At 71.4% G+C, this 16,927-nt stretch carries 14 protein-coding genes; 8 read left to right on the forward strand and 6 right to left on the reverse strand.

The features are described 5' to 3' along the window. The first annotated feature begins 87 nt into the window (after positions 1–87). Positions 88–1,833: a lysine--tRNA ligase gene (lysS, locus tag ABEE00_RS34915; protein WP_345749836.1), complete on the forward strand. Its 1,746-nt coding sequence runs from the start codon at positions 88–90 to the stop codon at positions 1,831–1,833. Between the two features lie 57 nt (positions 1,834–1,890). On the opposite strand, the gene ABEE00_RS34920 is transcribed toward lysS, so the two are convergent. The 3 genes from ABEE00_RS34920 to ABEE00_RS34930 all read right to left on the reverse strand — a co-directional run bounded on the left by ABEE00_RS34920 (position 1,891) and on the right by ABEE00_RS34930 (position 5,177). Further along, positions 1,891–3,102, reverse strand: a complete 1,212-nt coding sequence (locus ABEE00_RS34920) for a DUF2637 domain-containing protein (protein WP_345749837.1) — start codon at positions 3,100–3,102, stop codon at positions 1,891–1,893. A gap of 111 nt (positions 3,103–3,213) precedes the next feature. Continuing rightward, positions 3,214–3,861, reverse strand: coding sequence for a DUF3558 domain-containing protein (locus ABEE00_RS34925; protein WP_345749838.1), 648 nt, complete (start codon positions 3,859–3,861; stop codon positions 3,214–3,216). A gap of 266 nt (positions 3,862–4,127) precedes the next feature. After that, positions 4,128–5,177, reverse strand: coding sequence for a hypothetical protein (locus ABEE00_RS34930; protein WP_345749839.1), 1,050 nt, complete (start codon positions 5,175–5,177; stop codon positions 4,128–4,130). 221 nt (positions 5,178–5,398) lie between these two features. Here ABEE00_RS34930 and ABEE00_RS34935 point away from each other — a divergent pair, with 221 nt between their 5' ends. Further along, positions 5,399–6,592 carry an RtcB family protein gene (locus ABEE00_RS34935; protein WP_345749840.1) on the forward strand — a complete coding sequence of 398 codons (1,194 nt, stop codon included), beginning with the start codon at positions 5,399–5,401 and terminating at the stop codon, positions 6,590–6,592. Between the two features lie 36 nt (positions 6,593–6,628). Here the strand turns inward: ABEE00_RS34935 and ABEE00_RS34940 are convergent, their stop codons facing one another. The 3 genes from ABEE00_RS34940 to ABEE00_RS34950 all read right to left on the reverse strand — a co-directional run bounded on the left by ABEE00_RS34940 (position 6,629) and on the right by ABEE00_RS34950 (position 10,326). Then, positions 6,629–8,110, reverse strand: a complete 1,482-nt coding sequence (locus ABEE00_RS34940) for an FAD-dependent monooxygenase (protein ID WP_345749841.1) — start codon at positions 8,108–8,110, stop codon at positions 6,629–6,631. A gap of 117 nt (positions 8,111–8,227) precedes the next feature. Continuing rightward, on the reverse strand, positions 8,228–9,538 hold the full coding sequence (locus tag ABEE00_RS34945; RefSeq protein WP_345749842.1) for a lipase family protein: 1,311 nt from the start codon (positions 9,536–9,538) through the stop codon (positions 8,228–8,230). A 230-nt stretch (positions 9,539–9,768) separates the two neighbouring features. Beyond that, the gene (locus ABEE00_RS34950; RefSeq protein ID WP_345749848.1) at positions 9,769–10,326 is read right to left on the reverse strand and encodes a hypothetical protein; all 558 of its coding nucleotides are present in this window, start codon (positions 10,324–10,326) and stop codon (positions 9,769–9,771) included. A gap of 129 nt (positions 10,327–10,455) precedes the next feature. Between ABEE00_RS34950 and hemL the strand changes: the two genes are divergently transcribed. The 6 genes from hemL to ccsB all read left to right on the forward strand — a co-directional run bounded on the left by hemL (position 10,456) and on the right by ccsB (position 16,900). Further along, on the forward strand, positions 10,456–11,775 hold the full coding sequence (gene hemL, locus ABEE00_RS34955) for a glutamate-1-semialdehyde 2,1-aminomutase (protein WP_345749843.1): 1,320 nt from the start codon (positions 10,456–10,458) through the stop codon (positions 11,773–11,775). Between the two features lie 92 nt (positions 11,776–11,867). Continuing rightward, positions 11,868–12,494 (forward strand): histidine phosphatase family protein, encoded by a 627-nt coding sequence (locus tag ABEE00_RS34960; RefSeq protein ID WP_345749849.1) that lies wholly within the window; start codon positions 11,868–11,870, stop codon positions 12,492–12,494. A 67-nt stretch (positions 12,495–12,561) separates the two neighbouring features. After that, positions 12,562–13,167, forward strand: coding sequence for a TlpA family protein disulfide reductase (locus tag ABEE00_RS34965; protein ID WP_345749844.1), 606 nt, complete (start codon positions 12,562–12,564; stop codon positions 13,165–13,167). After that, on the forward strand, positions 13,164–13,937 hold the full coding sequence (locus tag ABEE00_RS34970) for a cytochrome c biogenesis CcdA family protein (RefSeq protein WP_345749845.1): 774 nt from the start codon (positions 13,164–13,166) through the stop codon (positions 13,935–13,937). Before ABEE00_RS34965 ends, ABEE00_RS34970 begins: the two co-directional genes overlap by 4 nt. Positions 13,938–13,940: 3 nt before the next feature. After that, positions 13,941–15,791: a cytochrome c biogenesis protein ResB gene (gene resB / locus ABEE00_RS34975; RefSeq protein WP_345749846.1), complete on the forward strand. Its 1,851-nt coding sequence runs from the start codon at positions 13,941–13,943 to the stop codon at positions 15,789–15,791. After that, the gene (gene ccsB / locus ABEE00_RS34980) at positions 15,788–16,900 is read left to right on the forward strand and encodes a c-type cytochrome biogenesis protein CcsB (protein ID WP_345749847.1); all 1,113 of its coding nucleotides are present in this window, start codon (positions 15,788–15,790) and stop codon (positions 16,898–16,900) included. The genes resB and ccsB overlap by 4 nt, the downstream gene beginning before the upstream one ends. Positions 16,901–16,927: the final 27 nt, after the last annotated feature.

Raw genomic sequence — 16,927 nt, forward strand, 5'->3', positions numbered from 1 at the left:
CCACGCACGGACCGCACCGCGCAGACCGCGGCGCGGGCCCGCACACCGAACGCGTAAACGAAAGCAGACGAGAAGGAAGTGCCGGACGTGGCTCAGACCACTCAAGAGGCCGACTGGGTCTCCCGAATCGCCGATGAGGTCATCGCCGAGGCGGAGCGTCGCGCCCCTGGCAAAACGGTCGTCTGCGCCTCGGGACTCTCCCCCTCGGGCCCCATCCACCTCGGCAACCTCCGCGAGGTGATGGTCCCGCACCTGGTCGCGGACGAGATCAAGCGCCGGGGCGTGCCCTGCGAGCACCTGCTGTCCTGGGACGACTACGACCGGTTCCGCAAGGTCCCGGCCGGCGTCGAGGGCGTGGACGAGTCCTGGGACGCGCACATCGGCAAGCCGCTGACCGCCGTCCCGGCTCCCGAGGGCAGCCCGCACGAGAGCTGGGCCGCGCACTTCCGCGCCGCGATGGAGGCCTCGCTCGCCGAGCTGGGCGTGGAGTACCGCGGGATCAGCCAGACCGAGCAGTACACCTCGGGCGTCTACCGCGAGCAGATCCTCTTCGCGATGCGCGAGCGCGAGGCCATCGACGCCGTGCTCGACCGCTACCGCACCAAGGACAAGGGCACCGGCAAGCCCAAGGGCAAGGGCAAGCAGCAGCAGAAGCCGGTGGACGAGGCCGAGCTGGAGGCCGAGGAGGGCTCGGGCGCTGCCGCCGAGGACGACGGCTCGGGCATCGGCGGCGGCACGTACTTCCCGTACAAGCCGTACTGCACGGTCTGCGGCAAGGACCTCACCACCGTCGTCGGCTATGACGACAGCACCACCCAGCTCACCTACAGCTGCCAGTGCGGGCACTCCGAGACGGTGCTGCTCAACGAGTTCAACCACGGCAAGCTGGTGTGGAAGGTCGACTGGCCGATGCGCTGGGCGTACGAGGGCGTCGTCTTCGAGCCCTCCGGCGTCGACCACCAGTCGCCGGGCTCGTCCTTCGTCGTCGGCGGCCAGCTCGTGAAGGAGATCTTCGGCGGCGAGCAGCCGATCGGCCCGATGTACGCGTTCGTCGGCATCAGCGGCATGGCGAAGATGTCCTCCTCCAAGGGCGGCGTGCCGACCCCGGCCGACGCGCTGCAGATCATGGAGGCCCCGCTGCTGCGCTGGCTGTACGCGCGCCGCAAGCCGAACCAGTCCTTCAAGGTCGCCTTCGACCAGGAGATCCAGCGCACCTACGACGAGTGGGACGCGCTCGTACGGAAGATCGGCGAGGGCAAGGCGCAGCCGGCCGACGTCGCCGCGCACCTGCGCGCTTCCACGACCGCGAAGGGCCCGCTGCCCTCGACCCCGCGCCCGCTGCCGTACCGCACGCTGGCCTCGGTCGTGGACATCACCGCGGGCAACGACGAGCAGACGCTGCGGATCCTCGGCGAGTTCGACCCGGCCAGCCCGGTGCACTCGCTGGACGAGGTGCGGCCGCGTCTCGACCGCGCCGAGCGGTGGATCAACACCCAGGTCCCGGAGGAGAACCGCACCCGGGTGCGCGAGGAGCCGGACGGCGAGCTGCTGGCCTCGCTGGACGACGACCAGCGCGAATCGCTGCGGATGCTGCTCGACGGGCTGGACGAGCACTGGTCGCTGGACGGCCTGACGCAGCTCGTCTACGGGGTGCCGAAGGTGCGCGCGGGCCTCGCCCCCGAGGCGAAGCCGACCCCCGAACTCAAGGTCCAGCAGCGCGCGTTCTTCGCCCTGATCTACAAGCTGCTGGTCGGCGGCGACACGGGCCCGCGCCTGCCCACGCTGCTGCTGGCGGTGGGGGCCGAGCGGGTGCGGAAGCTGCTGGGCGGCTGACGCTTTTGCGGCTGACGCCGCGTGAACCGCTGCGTGTGTGGCGGGCTGGTCTGCGGATCAGCCCGCCATTCCCATTTCTGTGGTGAAGCGGGACTTGAACTCCCGTGTGTACGGGACGAGATAGCCCTCGCTGAGCAGCGAACCGTCGGCACGCGTGACCCCGTACGCCTCGTGCAGGGTGCGGGAGAGCTGGCGCGCGTTGGGGAGCGATCCGTGCGCGGCGGCGTAATCGCGGTACGCGGTGTAGTACAGCTCGTCGACGGCGGTGTCCTCCGGGACCCCTATGGGGGTGTCGTCCACCTCGGGCTCCGGCTCCGGGACCGGACCGCCCAGCGCGCGGCGGCGGTTGGGGCCCACCGGGACGGTGACGTTCGAGGCAGGGGGCTCCGGCTCGGGCTCGGGCCGCGCCTGCGTGTGCTCCGGTACGGGTTCGGGCGCGGGCTCCCGTACGGGTTCGGGTGCGGGCTCTCGTACGGGCTCCGGTGCGGGCTCCCTCACGGGGGCCGGGGCGGAATCCCCTACGGGACCGGCCAGTTGGGGGCGCTCGGGCCCCTGTACCGCGCCCCTGAGCAGGGGCTCGGGGTCCAGGCCCGCGGCCTCCAGGCCGGAGGGGCCGGTCTCGGTCAGGGGGATGCCGTAGCGGGCCAGCTTGAGGGGCATCAGGGCCTCGACGGGCGCGCGGCGCTTCCAGTTGCGGCCGTAGCGGGCGCGCAGCCTCGCCTCGTACACGAGCCGGTCCTGTTCCATGCGGATGACCTCGTCGTAGGAGCGCAGCTCCCACAGCTTCATCCGGCGCCACAGGCGGAAGGTGGAGGGGAAGGCGAGCAGCCAGCGGGCGATGCGCACGCCCTCCATGTGCCGGTCGGCCGTGATGTCCGCGATGCGCCCGACCGCGTGCCGCGCGGCCTCCACGGCGACCACGAACAGCACCGGGATCACCGCGTGCATGCCGACGCCGAGCGGGTCGGGCCAGGCGGCGGCCCCGTTGAAGGCGATGGTGGCGGCCGTCAGCAGCCAGGCGGTCTGGCGCAGCAGCGGGAAGGGGATGCGGATCCAGGTCAGCAGCAGGTCGAGGGCGAGCAGGACCACGATGCCCGCGTCGATGCCGATGGGGAAGAACGGGGCGAAGCCGCCGAAACCCTTGCGCGCGGCGAGATCGCGGACCGCCGCGTACGACCCCGCGAAGCCGATCGCCGCGATGACCAGCGCGCCCGCGACGACGACGCCGATGAGTATCCGGTGTATTCGGGTCAGTTGAACTGGCTGCACTGCGTGTTGCCCCACCCCTCGTTGTCCGGCGGCGACCCAGACTGGCACACGCGAAGGGGCTCCGGGCGCCCGGGCGCCCGGAGCCCCGGGGGTTTTCGAGCCGTTACGGCCCTACTTCACCTGCTTCATGGCCTCCTTGGCCGCCTTCTCCGCGCCCTTCTTCAGGTCGGCGGAGCTGGGGGTCTTGCCGTCCTCGAAGCCCGCGCCCTCGTAGTCCACGGAGAGGACCACGTTGGCGTTCCGGGCGAGGACGTACTCCTCGTGGTACTTCTCGGAGCTGCCCTTCTTGTCCTTCTTCTTGGCGTCGTAGCTGAGGGTCGTGGCCTGCTCGCCGACGCCGGAGAGCTTGGACTGCTTCAGCCCGGTGTTGTCCTTGTTGTCCTGAACCTCGGACATCTGCTGCTGGTAGAAGTCCTTGGCCTGCTTGTCACCCGAGCCGCGCGAGGTGTCCGAGTCGAAGCGCTTCAGCGACACGGTGAGCTGCCGGTAGTCGTACTTCTTGAGCCCGCTCCACAGGCAGGTGCCGGAGTCGGCCGTGTCACCGGTGCCGATCCGCTTGCCGCCCGGGTTGCCCGTGCCGGGCACCAGCTCCTTGACCGTGCCCTTGGAGAGCGTGCGGCAGGAGTCGGGAAGCTCCTTGAACTTCACGGGCTCGGGGCTGGGCGACGCGCTCTTGGAGGCCGAGGGAGCGGATGTCTCCTCGCCGCCCTTGCCGGAGTCCGAGGAGCAGCCGGCGACCAGCAGCACGGGTACTGCCACGGCCGCGCAGGCGAGCGTCCTGGCGACTCGCGGGGCGTTTCGCGGGGATTGACGGTGCATGGTTCCTTCGCTTCCAGGAATCGGAGAGAGCACAGCGCGGAGCGGCTCCGGAGTGCTCTGGGATCTGTGGTGCTCTGCGGATGTGTGGGTTCCGTGGGGAACGGTACGCGGCCGATGGGCCGGTGTGGGCGATTCGTGGCATCACCCACAGCCTGTGTCAGACCCCTCGCGCCGCCGCGCCAGGCGCGCGCCACACGCGCCGGTGTTCACCCCTCGTCGAAGCCGGCGGCCAGCTCGCGCGCCACCGCCTGGGCCTTGTCCTGCAGTTCCGCGCTGTCGGGGACCTGGTTCTGATCGGTCACCCATTGGTCGTAGCGGACCGTGGCGATGACGTTGGATGAGCGGAAAACGAGAGTGATGTCACGGTGCACACCCGACTGGCCGGTGTCCAGCTGGTCGTCGATGTACGCGTTGTCCCCGATGTCGTCGAGGGTGCGCGGGGCGAGGTCGGCGTCGGGCGAGGCGGAGCCCGAGCCCGAACCGGCGTCCGAGGGCGCGTTCGTGTCGCCCTCGGCGGGCTGCTTCGGGCCGCCCGAGGGGTCCTGCGTCGGCGAGGCGGAGGAGGACGGACTCCCGTCGCCCGCGCCGCCGTTGGCCCGCCGGCCGTCTTGGCTCTCCTGCCCCTGTCGGCCCTGCTGGTCCTCCTGGCCGTCGCGGCCGCCCTGGGCGCGCTCGCCCTGGGAGGCGCCGGGGCTCGGGTCGCCGCTCGGCTTTCCCGATCCGCTGGCCTCCGGCGAGGGGGACCCGCCGTCCCCGTCCGGCGGGGTCTGCTCGGCCGAAGGCGAGCCCGAGGAGGGGATGTCGGCCTGTCCCGCGCGCTCGTCGTAGAGGATCCTGGCCTGCTCGTCGTCGCTGACGGAGGGGTCGTAGGAGACCACGCGCTCCATGTCGACCGAGAGGTGCCGGGTGCCGGCGGGGGTCCCGGCCTTCCAGCCGCAGCCGACGCGGCGGTCGGTGTCGTACGTGAGCTTCGCCTTGCCCTCGTACGGGTCGGCGGTCTCGCCCCCGCTGCCGCTCTCCGCCGACTCGGCGCCGGGGAGCAGCCGCTTGAGGGTGCCCCGGCTCACCGCGCCGCACGGCTCGGGCAGGGTGTCGTACCGTCCGGGCGCCGCCGTGGAGGCGGAACTGCCCGAGGAGCCCGGCTTGGTGTCGCCGCCCGGGTCGTCGTCCGGCGAGTCGGAGCAGCCGGCCAGGCCGCCTGCCAGCGTGATCGCCAGCGTGGCGCTGATGACGTACGTCCTGGGCCTCCGCCGCACTGCCTTGCCCTCCGGATCGGTCGAAAAGATGTTGCCGCCGCCGGGGAGCGGCGGAACACAATGTCTACCGCACACAGCGCGCGGCCGTCCGGTCGGGCGGTGCCAATGTTGCGCGATGTCCGGCTTGTTCCGTCGACGGCATTTCAGCGCCTTGCGGTTCCCGTCGCGTGAAGGATGTGCGCTGTGTCATGTCAGCAGTCCGATGGGGGAGTTGAGACGCCATGTCTTACACGGAGGTGCCCGGCGCCCGCGTGCCGATCCGCATGTGGGCCGACCCGGCGACGGTCGAGGACGGCGCGATGCAGCAGCTTCGCAACGTGTCGGCGCTGCCGTGGACCGAGGGGCTCGCCGTGATGCCGGACGTGCACTACGGCAAGGGCGCCACGGTCGGTTCGGTCATCGCGATGCGGGGCGCGGTGTGCCCCGCCGCGGTCGGCGTGGACATCGGCTGCGGCATGTCCGCCGTGCGCACCTCGCTGACCGCGGGCGACCTGCCCGGCGACCTCTCCCGGCTGCGCTCGCGCATCGAGGCGGCCATCCCGGTGGGCCGCGCCATGCACGAGGATCCGGTGGACCCGGGGCGCCTGCACGGCTTCCCGACCGCGGGCTGGGAGGACTTCTGGGACCGCTTCGACGGGGTGGCGGAGTCGGTGAAGTTCCGCAGGGACCGGGCCGTGAAGCAGATGGGTTCGCTAGGCGGAGGCAATCATTTCTGCGAAATATGTCTGGATTCCGAGGGGAATGTGTGGCTCATGCTGCACTCCGGCTCCCGCAACATCGGCAAGGAGCTCGCCGAGTTCCACATCGGCCAGGCGCAGAAGCTGCCGCACAACCAGGGCCTGATCGACCGCGATCTCGCGGTGTTCGTCGCGGACACCCCGCAGATGGCGGCGTACCGGCACGACCTGTTCTGGGCGCAGGAGTACGCGAAGCACAACAGGGCCGTGATGATGGGGCTGTTCCAGGACGTCGTGCGCCGCGAGTTCAAGAAGGCGAAGCCCCTCTTCGACCCGGTGATCTCCTGCCACCACAACTACGTGGCCGAGGAGACGTACGAGGGCCAGGAGCTGCTGGTCACCCGCAAGGGCGCGATCCGCGCCGGGTCCGGCGAGTACGGGATCATCCCCGGCTCCATGGGCACCGGTTCGTACATCGTGAAGGGCCTCGGCAACCCCGAGTCCTTCCACTCCGCCTCGCACGGCGCCGGCCGCAGGATGAGCCGGAACCAGGCCAGGAAGCGGTTCTCGGAGCGGGATCTCGCGGCGCAGACGCAGGGTGTCGAGTGCCGCAAGGACTCCGGGGTCGTGGACGAGATCCCCGGTGCCTACAAGCCCATCGAGCAGGTGATGGAGCAGCAGCGGGACCTCGTGGAGGTCGTCGCGCAGCTCAAGCAGGTCGTCTGCGTGAAGGGGTGAGGCGGCGCCGGGGCCCGCGCCCCGGCGCCGTGCGTGTCAGGTGGCCGTGCCCGTCCACTCCACGAGCGCGCGCTCCAGCTCCGTCCTGTCGGGCTGGGAACCCGTCCACGCCCACGCGATGTGGCCGTCGGGGCGGATCAGGAGGGTGTGGCGGGCGCCCTCGCGGAGCTCGGCGTGGCGCACCGCGGCGCCCGGCTTCGGCACGGCCGCGCCCGCCGGGGTGACCAGGACGAAGTGGCCGCCGCGCAGGGCCTCGTACAGCCGCCCGGTGCGCAGCGCCAGGTCGGGCGCGCGGCGGCCGGTCAGCGGGTGGCTGCCCTTCGGCGCCGGGTACGCGATGCCGATGCCGGAGACGGTGCGCATGGCGCGGTCGGACAACGGGCGCGCGCGGTCGGCGAGTTGGGAGGCGGCGGAGCGGAGCGCGCCGCTGCCGGGACGGTTCATGAGGGCCATGCGCAGGATGCCGCCGCTCATCCGCAGCACGGTCCTGCCGACCGGATGGCGCTCGCTCTCGTACGTGGCGAGCAGCGCGGCCGGGGAGCGCTCGGCCAGCACGGCGGCCAGCTTCCAGCTCAGGTTGGCGGCGTCCTGGAGCCCGGTGTTCATGCCCATGCCGCCCGCGGGGGAGTGCGCGTGCGCGGCGTCGCCGGCGAGGAAGACGCGGCCGATGCGGTACGCCGGTGCCTGCCGCTCGTCGCTGTGGAAGCGGGAGATCCAGCGCGGGTCGTGCATGCCGAAGTCGTCGCCGAGCGCGCGGCGGGTGAAGTCGCGCACCTCGTCGAGGTCGGCCGGCTCGGTGTCGGGGAGCTGGCGCTCCCTGGCCCAGCCCATGACCCGGTGGTACCCGTCGCCGAAGTCGCCGACAGCGGCGAAGGCGTCCCCGGTCGCGTTCACCGCGAACGGCTCGGCGGGCGGGCGCTCCAGCCGTACGTCGGTGAGCACGATGGAGCGCACGACGGACTTGCCGGGGAACGGCAGCCCGAGGGCGTCGCGGACGGTGCTGTGCACGCCGTCGGTGCCGACGAGGTAGCGGGCGTGCAGGGTCTCCTGCGCGCCGTCGCCCTTCTCTCCCGCGCCTGCGGCCGCGCGCACGTGTGCCTCGACGCCGTCCTCGTCCTGGCGTAGCCCGGTCAGCTCGGTGCCGTACCTGAAGGAGACGCCCGCCTCCCGCGCGCGCCGCTCCAGCAGCCGCTCCACCTCGTACTGCGGGGTGACGAGCGCGAACGGGAAGCGGGTGTGCAGGCGGGTCGGATCGAGGGTGGCGTGGCCGAACAGGCGCAGCCCCTCGATGGGCTTGCCGGTGTCGACGAGCTCGTCGGCGAGGCCGCGGGCGTCCAGCACCTCCAGGGTGCGGGCGTGCACGACGAGGGCGCGGGAGAGGTTGCTGATGCCCTCTTCGCGCCGTTCGACGAGGGTGACGGGGTGGCCTGCCTCGGCGAGGTCGCCGGCGAGCAGCAGGCCGGTGGGGCCCGCGCCGATGACGAGGACGCGGGGGGTGGGGGCGGTGTCGGGCGCCATGGGCTGCCTCCCGGTGAGTGTCGGCGAACTCCGCGCTGTCCAACGATTGTTGGGGTGTGTTGGTGGCTTGCGCCAGCGTCCGGGGCCCCGCGGTACGCGGGGGCCCCGGACGCGCGTTCAGCAATCGCTCGTCGCCGGTTTCCCCGTGAAGCGTTCGCCCAGCCACTTCACCACGTCGTCCACCGCCTCGCGGTCCGTGGTGAGGTGTTCGCCGGGGTAGACCTTCCACTTCGTGGGGACCCCCGACTTGCAGTACGCGGCCCTGGTGGCGTCCTCCGTCTTCGTGGGGATCACCTCGTCGGCGAAGCCGCGGTACTGGAAGACCGGGAAGTCCAGTTCATGGTGCGCTCCCGAGCCCTTCGGGCCGACGCCGACGCCCAGCTTCTGGCGGTCGACGACCTCGCCCCAGGTCGTGCCGTCCTCGCCGCGCAGCCGGTAGAGCTCGTCGAGGGAGTAGCCCTCCTTCGTCAGGTTCTCCACCCTCTCCATCGGGAAGTTGGCGAGCGTGCCCACCAGGCAGTGCGACGTGATCTTCTTCTGGGCCCGCCTGCCGCGCTCGTTCAGCAGCGCGTCGAAGGGCATGCCCGGGTACGCGGTCTTGAGCCCGACCAGCGCGTTGCCGAGGAACCCCGCGAACGGGCCGCCGTTCAGCGACTTCGCGACCACCTTCAGGTCGCCGGGCACGCCGCCGGACGCGTCGCCCGCCACGTTCAGCTCCGGCGCGTACGTACCGGCGAGCTGGGCCGCCCAGAGGCTGGCGTGGCCGCCCTCCGAGTAGCCCCACAGGCCGACCTCGGCGCCCTTGTCGAGCCCGCTGCCCGGGACACGGGGCGCCGCGCGGGCCACGTCGAGGAGCGCGCGGCCGGAGTCGCCGCCGGAGACGTACGGGTGGGTCCGCCCGTCCAGGTAGCCCGCGCCGTCGGTGGCGGCCACGGCGTAGCCGGCCTTGAGCGAGGCGGCGATGTTGTCGCCCTCGTACTCGTCCTGGTACTGCCCGGCGAGCTGCTTGGAGAACGCGCACTGCGGGCCGAGACCGAGGGTGCCGGGGTTGAACGCGACCACGGGCCGCGAACCCGGGCCCTTCCAGGCCTTCTTGGGCACCGCGACGGTGCCGGAGACGGCGACGGGCTCGCCCCTGTTGTCCCGCGAGGCGTACTGGATCTTCCACGCCGTCATGGGGATGCCGCCCGGCACATGCGGCAGCTTCGTCTCGCGGCAGGCGATGATCTGCCCCGGTGTGCCCGGCGCCTGTGCGGGCGGGCTGTAGATCTCGCCGTCCGAGGCGCGGCAGCCCGCACCGCCCGCTGACGTGCCGGGGTCCTCCTCCGCGCCCGCGGTCGCCGCCGTCACGCCCAGCCCGGTGCCGAGCAGCGCGGCGGCCACCGCCGCCACCACACCCCGGCGGCCCCTGCTCCTGGTTCTCGCCATGGAACGTCCCTCCTCGTTCGCGTACGGCCCGATGACGGGCGTGACGCTACGGAGAGGGCGCGGGCACCCCTAGTTATCGAACTGACAGGCAGTGACGGTGAATTCGTGCCGCGCACGCAAAAGACAACAGCGTGCCGGCACGCAAGAGTCACAGCGTGCCGCGCACGCAAAAGGCCCGGGGCTCCCGTGAGCCTCCGGGCCGCGTCGGCGGGTGGTGTCCGCGGGCCGCGCTAGGGCCAGACCAGGCAGTACGGCTGGTGGCCCGCCATGTGCAGGCGGTCGGAGAAGTCCCGCCACTCGTGCAGCAGTTGGTACACGTTGAAGGCGTCCTGCGGGCCCGCGCGGTCGGGGACCGTGGACCAGATGAACGCCGCGGCGCCCACCGACTCCTCGCCGATGCCGCGCAGCGGGTCGACGACCGTCATCGGGAGCTTCACCACGGCGTAGTCGGGGTGCAGCACGACGAGTTCGAGCGGGGGGACGCGGTAGAGCGGTATGCCCTCGATGCCGGTGAGCACCATCGCGGCCATGGTCTCCGGCTTGATCTTGGTGAACATGCCGTGACCCAGCTCGTCGCCGCCGAGCTCCTCGGGCCGCATCGAGATCGGCACCCGGGCCGCCGTCGCGCCGTCCGGTGCGCCGAAGTATTTGTAGGTCACCCCCACTCGGCCGCCACCCTTGCTGCTCCCACTTTCCGCTGCGTCCCGCCGGTGGCGTCCCCGTGCGCGCTCGGCGCCCGCATCTGACGGCTCGCCGGTCCCCTCTCCCAGTCCGCCACCGCGCTGCATGTCACCACCCGACCACTCGCGGCCATCGCCGCGCAACCCGATCATCTTCCCGCAAGGGGACCTCCCCTTCTCACGGGCCGTGAAACGCCCGCACGTTGATCGGGGCGGGGCTCTGAGACCATGGGCCGCGTGACTTACTCGTACGACGATGCCCCAGTATCGCAGTCGCTCTTCGAGCGTGCCGCCGCCGTGACCCCGGGAGGCGTGAACTCCCCGGTGCGTGCCTTCCGCGCCGTGGGGGGTACGCCCCGGTTCATGGTGTCCGGCACCGGTCCGTACCTCACCGACGCGGACGGCCGTGAGTACGTCGACCTCGTGAGCTCGTGGGGGCCGATGCTGCTCGGCCACGCGCACCCCGAGGTGACGGCCGCCGTGCAGGAGGCCGTCGCGCGCGGCACCTCCTTCGGCACCCCCGGCGCCGGCGAGGTCGAGCTCGCCGAGGAGATCGTGGACCGCATCGGCCCGGTCGAGCAGGTCCGGCTCGTGACCTCGGGCACCGAGGCCACCATGTCGGCGATCCGGCTGGCCCGCGGGTACACCGGGCGCACCAAGGTCATCAAGTTCGCGGGCTGCTACCACGGGCACGTGGACTCGCTGCTCGCCGACGCCGGTTCGGGCGTGGCCACCTTCGGTCTGCCGGGCACCCCGGGTGTGACCGGAGCGACCGCCGGCGACACGATCGTGCTGCCGTACAACAACCTCGACGCGGTGCGCGCCGCCTTCGCGGAGAACGCGGGCGACATCGCCTGCGTCATCACCGAGGCGTCCCCGGGCAACATGGGCAGCGTGCCCCCGCTGCCGGGCTTCAACGAGGGCCTGCGCGAGCTGTGCACCGAGTACGGCGCGCTCTACATCTCGGACGAGGTCATGACCGGCTTCCGGGTGAGCCGCACCGGCTACTACGGGATCGACGGCGTGCGCCCCGACCTGATGACCTTCGGCAAGGTCATGGGCGGCGGCTTCCCGGCCGCGGCCTTCGGCGGCCGCAAGGACGTCATGGACCACCTCGCGCCGGTCGGCCCGGTCTACCAGGCGGGCACCCTCGCCGGTAACCCGGTCGCCTCCGCCGCGGGCCTGGCCCAGCTCCGGCTGCTGGACGACGCCGCGTACGCGAAGGTCGACGCGGCCAGCGAGACGCTGCGCGGCCTGGTCGGCGAGGCGCTGACCAAGGAGGGCGTGGCCCACCGCGTGCAGAACGCGGGCAACATGTTCTCGGTGTTCTTCACGGAGAACGAGGTCGTGGACTACGCGGGGGCAGCGGCCCAGGAGACGTTCCGCTTCACCGCGTTCTTCCGCTCGATGCTGGAGCAGGGTGTCTACCTGCCGCCCTCCGCCTTCGAGTGCTGGTTCGTGTCGGCCGCGCACGACGAGAAGGCGCTCGAGCGCATCGCCGCCGCGCTGCCCGCCGCGGCGCGCGCCGCGGCCGAGGCCACGGAGGCGGCGGCGTGACGAACCTTCCGGGCGACGCGGCGCGCACCCACGCTCAGGACGACGGGCAGAACGGCACGGACGAGGACAAGACGGTCACCGTCGTCCACGTGATGCGGCACGGCGAGGTGGAGAACCCGGAGGGCATCCTCTACGGCCGCCTCCCGGGCTACCACCTCTCCGACCTGGGCCGCAGGATGGCCGACCGGGTCGCCGAGCACCTCGCCGAGCGGGACGTCACACGCGTCGTGGCCTCTCCCCTGGAGCGCGCGCAGGAGACCGCCTCGCCGATCGCCAAGGCGCACGGCCTGGACATCGGCACCGACGGACGGCTGATCGAGGCGGACAACGTCTTCCAGGGCCAGACCTTCGGCGTGGGCGACGGCGCGCTGCGCCGCCCCGCCAACTGGCGGCACCTGGTCAACCCGTTCAAGCCCTCCTGGGGCGAGCCGTACGTGCACCAGGTGGTCCGCATGCGCGGCGCGCTGGACGCGGCGAAGGACGCGGCGCGCGGCCACGAGGCCGTGCTCGTCAGCCACCAGCTCCCCATCTGGGTGCTGCGCAGCTTCGTCGAGGGCCGCAGGCTGTGGCACGACCCGCGGCAACGGCAGTGCACCCTCGCCTCGCTGACCCGCTTCACCTACCTCGGCGACCGGATCGTCTCGGTCGGCTACTCCGAGCCCGCGCGCGACCTCGTTCCCGCGCATCTCCTCGGCGGCAGCGCGCCGAAGGGCGCCTGAGCAGGGGCCCGACGACGGTCATGGGGGGCGCGGAAGATCGCCCGGACGCCCATGCGAAACTTTTCACATGAGCGAGACCCGCGCCTCCCGCCGCCGCGCCGCCCTGCTGATCGCCGGGGCCGCGGCCGGCGCCCTCGTGCTGACCGGATGCGGAAAGGGCTCCACCGGGGCCTCCTCCGGCGACACCAAGTTCGTCCAGGGCACCGGTGAGATCACCCAGGTCAAGGAGGGCAGCAGAAAGGCCGCTCCGCACATCTCGGGTACGGCCGTGGACGGCAGCGCGCTGAACCTCAAGGACTTCAAGGGCAAGGTCACCGTCCTCAACGTGTGGGGCTCCTGGTGCGCGCCGTGCCGCGCCGAGGCCCCCAACCTCGCCAAGGTGGCCAAGGACACCAAGGACAAGGGCGTGCAGTTCGTGGGCATCAACACCCGCGACCTGGACAAGGCCAACGCCAAGTCGTTCGAGCGCAATTACGGCATCGACTACCCGAGCTTCTACGACCCCAGCGGCAAGCTGATCCTGCGGTTCCCCAGCAACAGCCTCTCGCCGCAGGCCATCCCCTCCACCCTGATCCTGGACAGGGACGGGAAGATCGCCGTACGGGCGCTCAAGGAACTCAGCGAGAGCGAGCTGCGCAAGGCACTCGACCCCGTGATCGCGGAGAAGAAGTGACCGGCACGCTCCTCGCCACCGGGGTCAACCACACCGTTCTCTCCGGGGCGCTGCTGCTCGCCGTACCCGTCGCGGTGCTGGGCGGCCTCGTCTCCTTCTTCTCTCCGTGCGTGCTGCCCCTGGTGCCGGGCTACCTCTCGTATGTGACCGGCGTCTCCGGCACCGACCTCGCGGAGGCCAAGCGCGGGCGGATGTTCGCCGGCGCCGGGCTCTTCGTGCTGGGCTTCACCGCCGTGTTCGTGTCCGGCGGCGCCCTGTTCGGCGGCTTCGGCGCCACGCTCCAGGCGCACAAGACGGTCATCTCCCAGGTGCTGGGCGCGCTCACGATCCTGCTCGGGCTCGTCTTCATGGGCACCTTCGGGTGGCTCTCCCGGTTCACCTCGCGGGAGTTCCGCGTCCACCGCAGACCCGCCGTGGGGCTGGCCGGCGCGCCGATGCTCGGGGTGCTGTTCGGCATCGGGTGGACGCCGTGCATCGGCCCGACCCTCGCGGCCGTGCAGACCCTCGCCTTCAACCAGGCCAGCGCCGGGCGCGGCGCGCTGCTGACGGTGGCGTACTGCCTGGGGCTCGGCCTCCCGTTCGTGGTGGCCGCGCTCGCCTTCCGGCGCACCCTCGGCGCCTTCGGCTGGGTCAAGCGGCACTACGCGTGGGTGATGCGGATCGGCGGCGGCATGCTCGTGCTGGTCGGCATCCTGCTCGTAACGGGGATATGGGACCGGATCGTGTACGACCTCCAGATCTGGTCGTCCGACTTCACCGTGGGGATTTAGCGAATGAGTACAACAGGCGCCGGCCCGCCCGGGACCGACCAGCCTGAGACCGACGAGCGGCCCGAGCCCGAAGGCGGCGCGACCGCCGCTTCGGAGGTTCCCGCTTCGGCGGACGCGGCCGAGGCTCCCGCCGACGCCGGTGAACTGGGTGACGCGGGTGCGCAGTTGTCCACCGCCCCGGTGGAGGACGGCACCGCGCGCCCCGGCTCCTTCGGCGGCAAGCGGCGGCCCGGGTTCGCGGGCGGCGCCGCCTGGTGGGCCCGCGAGGTCGCCGGCTGGTTCCGGTGGATGTGGCGGCAGCTCACCTCGATGCGGGTCGCGCTGATCCTGCTGTTCCTGCTGTCGCTCGGCGCGATCCCCGGCTCGGTCATCCCGCAGACCAACGTCGACCAGGTCAAGGTCGAGAACTTCCACAAGCAGCACGACGTCCTCGCGCCGATCTACGACAAGCTCCAGCTCTTCGACGTCTACACGTCGGTCTGGTTCTCGGCGATCTACATCCTGCTGTTCGTCTCGCTGGCGGGCTGCATCGTGCCGCGCACCTGGCAGTTCGTGGGCCAGCTACGGGCCAGGCCGCCGCGGGCGCCGAAGCGCCTGGACCGGATGCCCGCGTACGCGCGCTGGGAGACCGAGTCCGAGCCGGAGAAGGTGCTCGGCGCCGCACGCTCGATGCTGAGCAAGCGCCGCTTCCGCGTGGAGACCTCGGGCAACGCGGTCGCCTCCGAGAAGGGCTACCTGCGCGAGGCGGGCAACCTCCTCTTCCACATCGCGCTGATCGTGCTGCTGCTCGCCTTCGCCGCGGGCCAGCTCTGGAAGTCCGACGGCGGCAAGCTGATCGTCGCCGGGGACGGCTTCTCCAACACCCTCACGCAGTACGACGACTTCAAGTCGGGCTCCCTCTTCAGCCCCGAGGACCTGGACTCCTTCGGCTTCACCATGAAGGACTTCAGCGCCACGTACTGGGAGGACGGCCCCAACAAGGGCACCGCCAAGGACTACACGGCGGACATCTCCTACTGGGAGGGCGCGGACGGCAAGGAGAAGAAGGACAAGATCCAGCCGAACCACCCGCTCAAGGTCGGCGACACCAAGGTCTTCCTCCAGGGCAACGGCTACGCGCCGGTCGTCTCCGTCAAGGACGGCCAGGGCCACACCGCGTACCGCGGCCCGGTCGCCTTCCTGCCGCAGGACAAGAACCTCACGTCCTCCGGCGTCGTGAAGGTCACCGACTACCGGGACGCGAAGAACCGCAAGGACCAGCTCGGCTTCCAGGGCTTCTTCGTGCCGACCTTCGGCGGTACGGGCTCCGGCTCGATGATGTCCCAGTCGCCCGCCGCGCAGAACCCGGTGCTCTTCCTCACCGCGTACCACGGCGACCTGGGCCTGGACTACGGCGGCGCGCAGAACGTGTACCAGCTCGACACCAAGCGGCTGAAGCAGTTCAAGAAGAAGAACGGGCAGCCGGTCGCGGAGAAGCTCCAGAAGGGGCAGTCGCTCACCCTGCCGAACGGGGCCGGATCCCTGAAGTTCGAGGGGATCAAGAAGTGGGGCCAGTTCCAGATCGTCCACCAGGTGGGCAACGGCTGGGCGCTGGCCGGGGCGCTGGCGGCCATCGGCGGCCTCGCCGGATCGCTGTTCATCCAGCGCCGCCGCGTGTGGGTGCGCGCGGTGCCGGGAGCCGACGGGCGTACGGTCGTCGAGCTGGCCGGTCTGGGCCGCAGCGAGTCCGCCAAGCTCCCCGAGGAACTGACGGCGCTCGCCGCCGACATGCAGACACCGGCGCCCGCGGTGGCGCCCTCCGGCTCCGCCGGAGCCGCCGCAACTCCTGAACCCCCCGAAGGAGCAGGCAAGTGACATATCTCGCCGCACAGACCAATGAAGGTCTCGCCCAGATCAGCCTCTATCTGGTCTATTCGGCGATGGCCGTCTACGTCCTGGCCTTCTTCGCGTACATCGCCGAGTGGACCTTCGGCAGCCGCAGCAAGGTCGCCCGCACGGCGAAGGCGCTGACCGAGCCGCAGGAGGAGGAGACCGAATCCGCGGAGGCCGCGCCCTCCGTGCAGGTCAAGTCGTCCTCCGGCGGCGGCACCTCGGTGCTGGAGCGCCCGGTGCCCAAGGTGGTCACCCGCTCCTCGGCCGGCCGCCGCGGCGATCTCCCCGACGGTCCGGGCGCGGCCGCCGGCGACGAGCAGGGCGACCTGTACGGGCGGATCGCCGTGTCCCTCACGGTGCTCGCGTTCCTCTTCCACGCGGGCGGCGTCGTGGGCCGCGCCCTGGCGGTGCAGCGGGCGCCGTGGGGCAACATGTACGAGTTCTCCACGGCGTTCTCGATGGTCGCTGTCGCCGCGTACCTGATCTTCCTCGTCGCGAAGAAGAAGGTCCGCTGGATCGGGCTTCCGCTGGTCACGACCGTGCTGCTGGACCTGGGCCTGGCCGTCACCGTGCTCTACACCAAGAGCGACCAGCTCGTGCCCGCGCTGAAGTCGTACTGGCTGTGGATCCACGTCTCGCTCGCCATCATCTGCGGCGCGCTGTTCTACATCGGCTTCGTGGCCACGATCCTCTACCTCTTCCGCGACCCGTACGAGGCGAAGCTGATGCGGGGCGGGCAGCCCGGCAGGTTCGCCACCTCGGTGCTGGAGCGGCTGCCCTCGGCGGCCTCGCTGGACAAGTTCGCCTACCGCATCAACGCGGCCGTCTTCCCCTTCTGGACCTTCACCATCGTCGCGGGCGCGATCTGGGCGGGCGACGCCTGGGGCCGCTACTGGGGCTGGGACCCCAAGGAGGTCTGGTCCTTCATCACCTGGGTCGCCTACGCCTGCTACCTGCACGCGCGCGCGACCGCCGGCTGGAAGGGCCGCAAGGCGGCGGTCATCGCCCTGCTCGCCTTCGCGTGCTTCCTCTTCAACTACTACGGCGTGAACATCTTCTTCAACGGCAAGCACTCGTACGCGGGCGTCTGAGCCGACATAACTGCCTCAACCCTTGTG

Origin of the sequence: Streptomyces odontomachicola, from assembly GCF_039605595.1 — a bacterium.
Classification (GTDB): domain Bacteria; phylum Actinomycetota; class Actinomycetes; order Streptomycetales; family Streptomycetaceae; genus Streptomyces.

What these genes read in the sequence shown, in the direction of transcription:
- ABEE00_RS34965 (WP_345749844.1), top strand. Translation starts at nt 12,562, where the DNA reads ATGAGCGAGACCCGCGCCTCCCGCCGCCGCGCCGCCCTGCTGATCGCC.
- ABEE00_RS34960 (WP_345749849.1), top strand. Translation starts at nt 11,868, where the DNA reads ATGCGGCACGGCGAGGTGGAGAACCCGGAGGGCATCCTCTACGGCCGC.
- ABEE00_RS34945 (WP_345749842.1), bottom strand. Translation starts at nt 9,538, where the DNA reads ATGGCGAGAACCAGGAGCAGGGGCCGCCGGGGTGTGGTGGCGGCGGTG.
- ABEE00_RS34940 (WP_345749841.1), bottom strand. Translation starts at nt 8,110, where the DNA reads ATGGCGCCCGACACCGCCCCCACCCCCCGCGTCCTCGTCATCGGCGCG.
- ABEE00_RS34950 (WP_345749848.1), bottom strand. Translation starts at nt 10,326, where the DNA reads ATGCAGCGCGGTGGCGGACTGGGAGAGGGGACCGGCGAGCCGTCAGAT.
- resB (WP_345749846.1), top strand. Translation starts at nt 13,941, where the DNA reads ATGAGTACAACAGGCGCCGGCCCGCCCGGGACCGACCAGCCTGAGACC.
- ABEE00_RS34935 (WP_345749840.1), top strand. Translation starts at nt 5,399, where the DNA reads ATGTCTTACACGGAGGTGCCCGGCGCCCGCGTGCCGATCCGCATGTGG.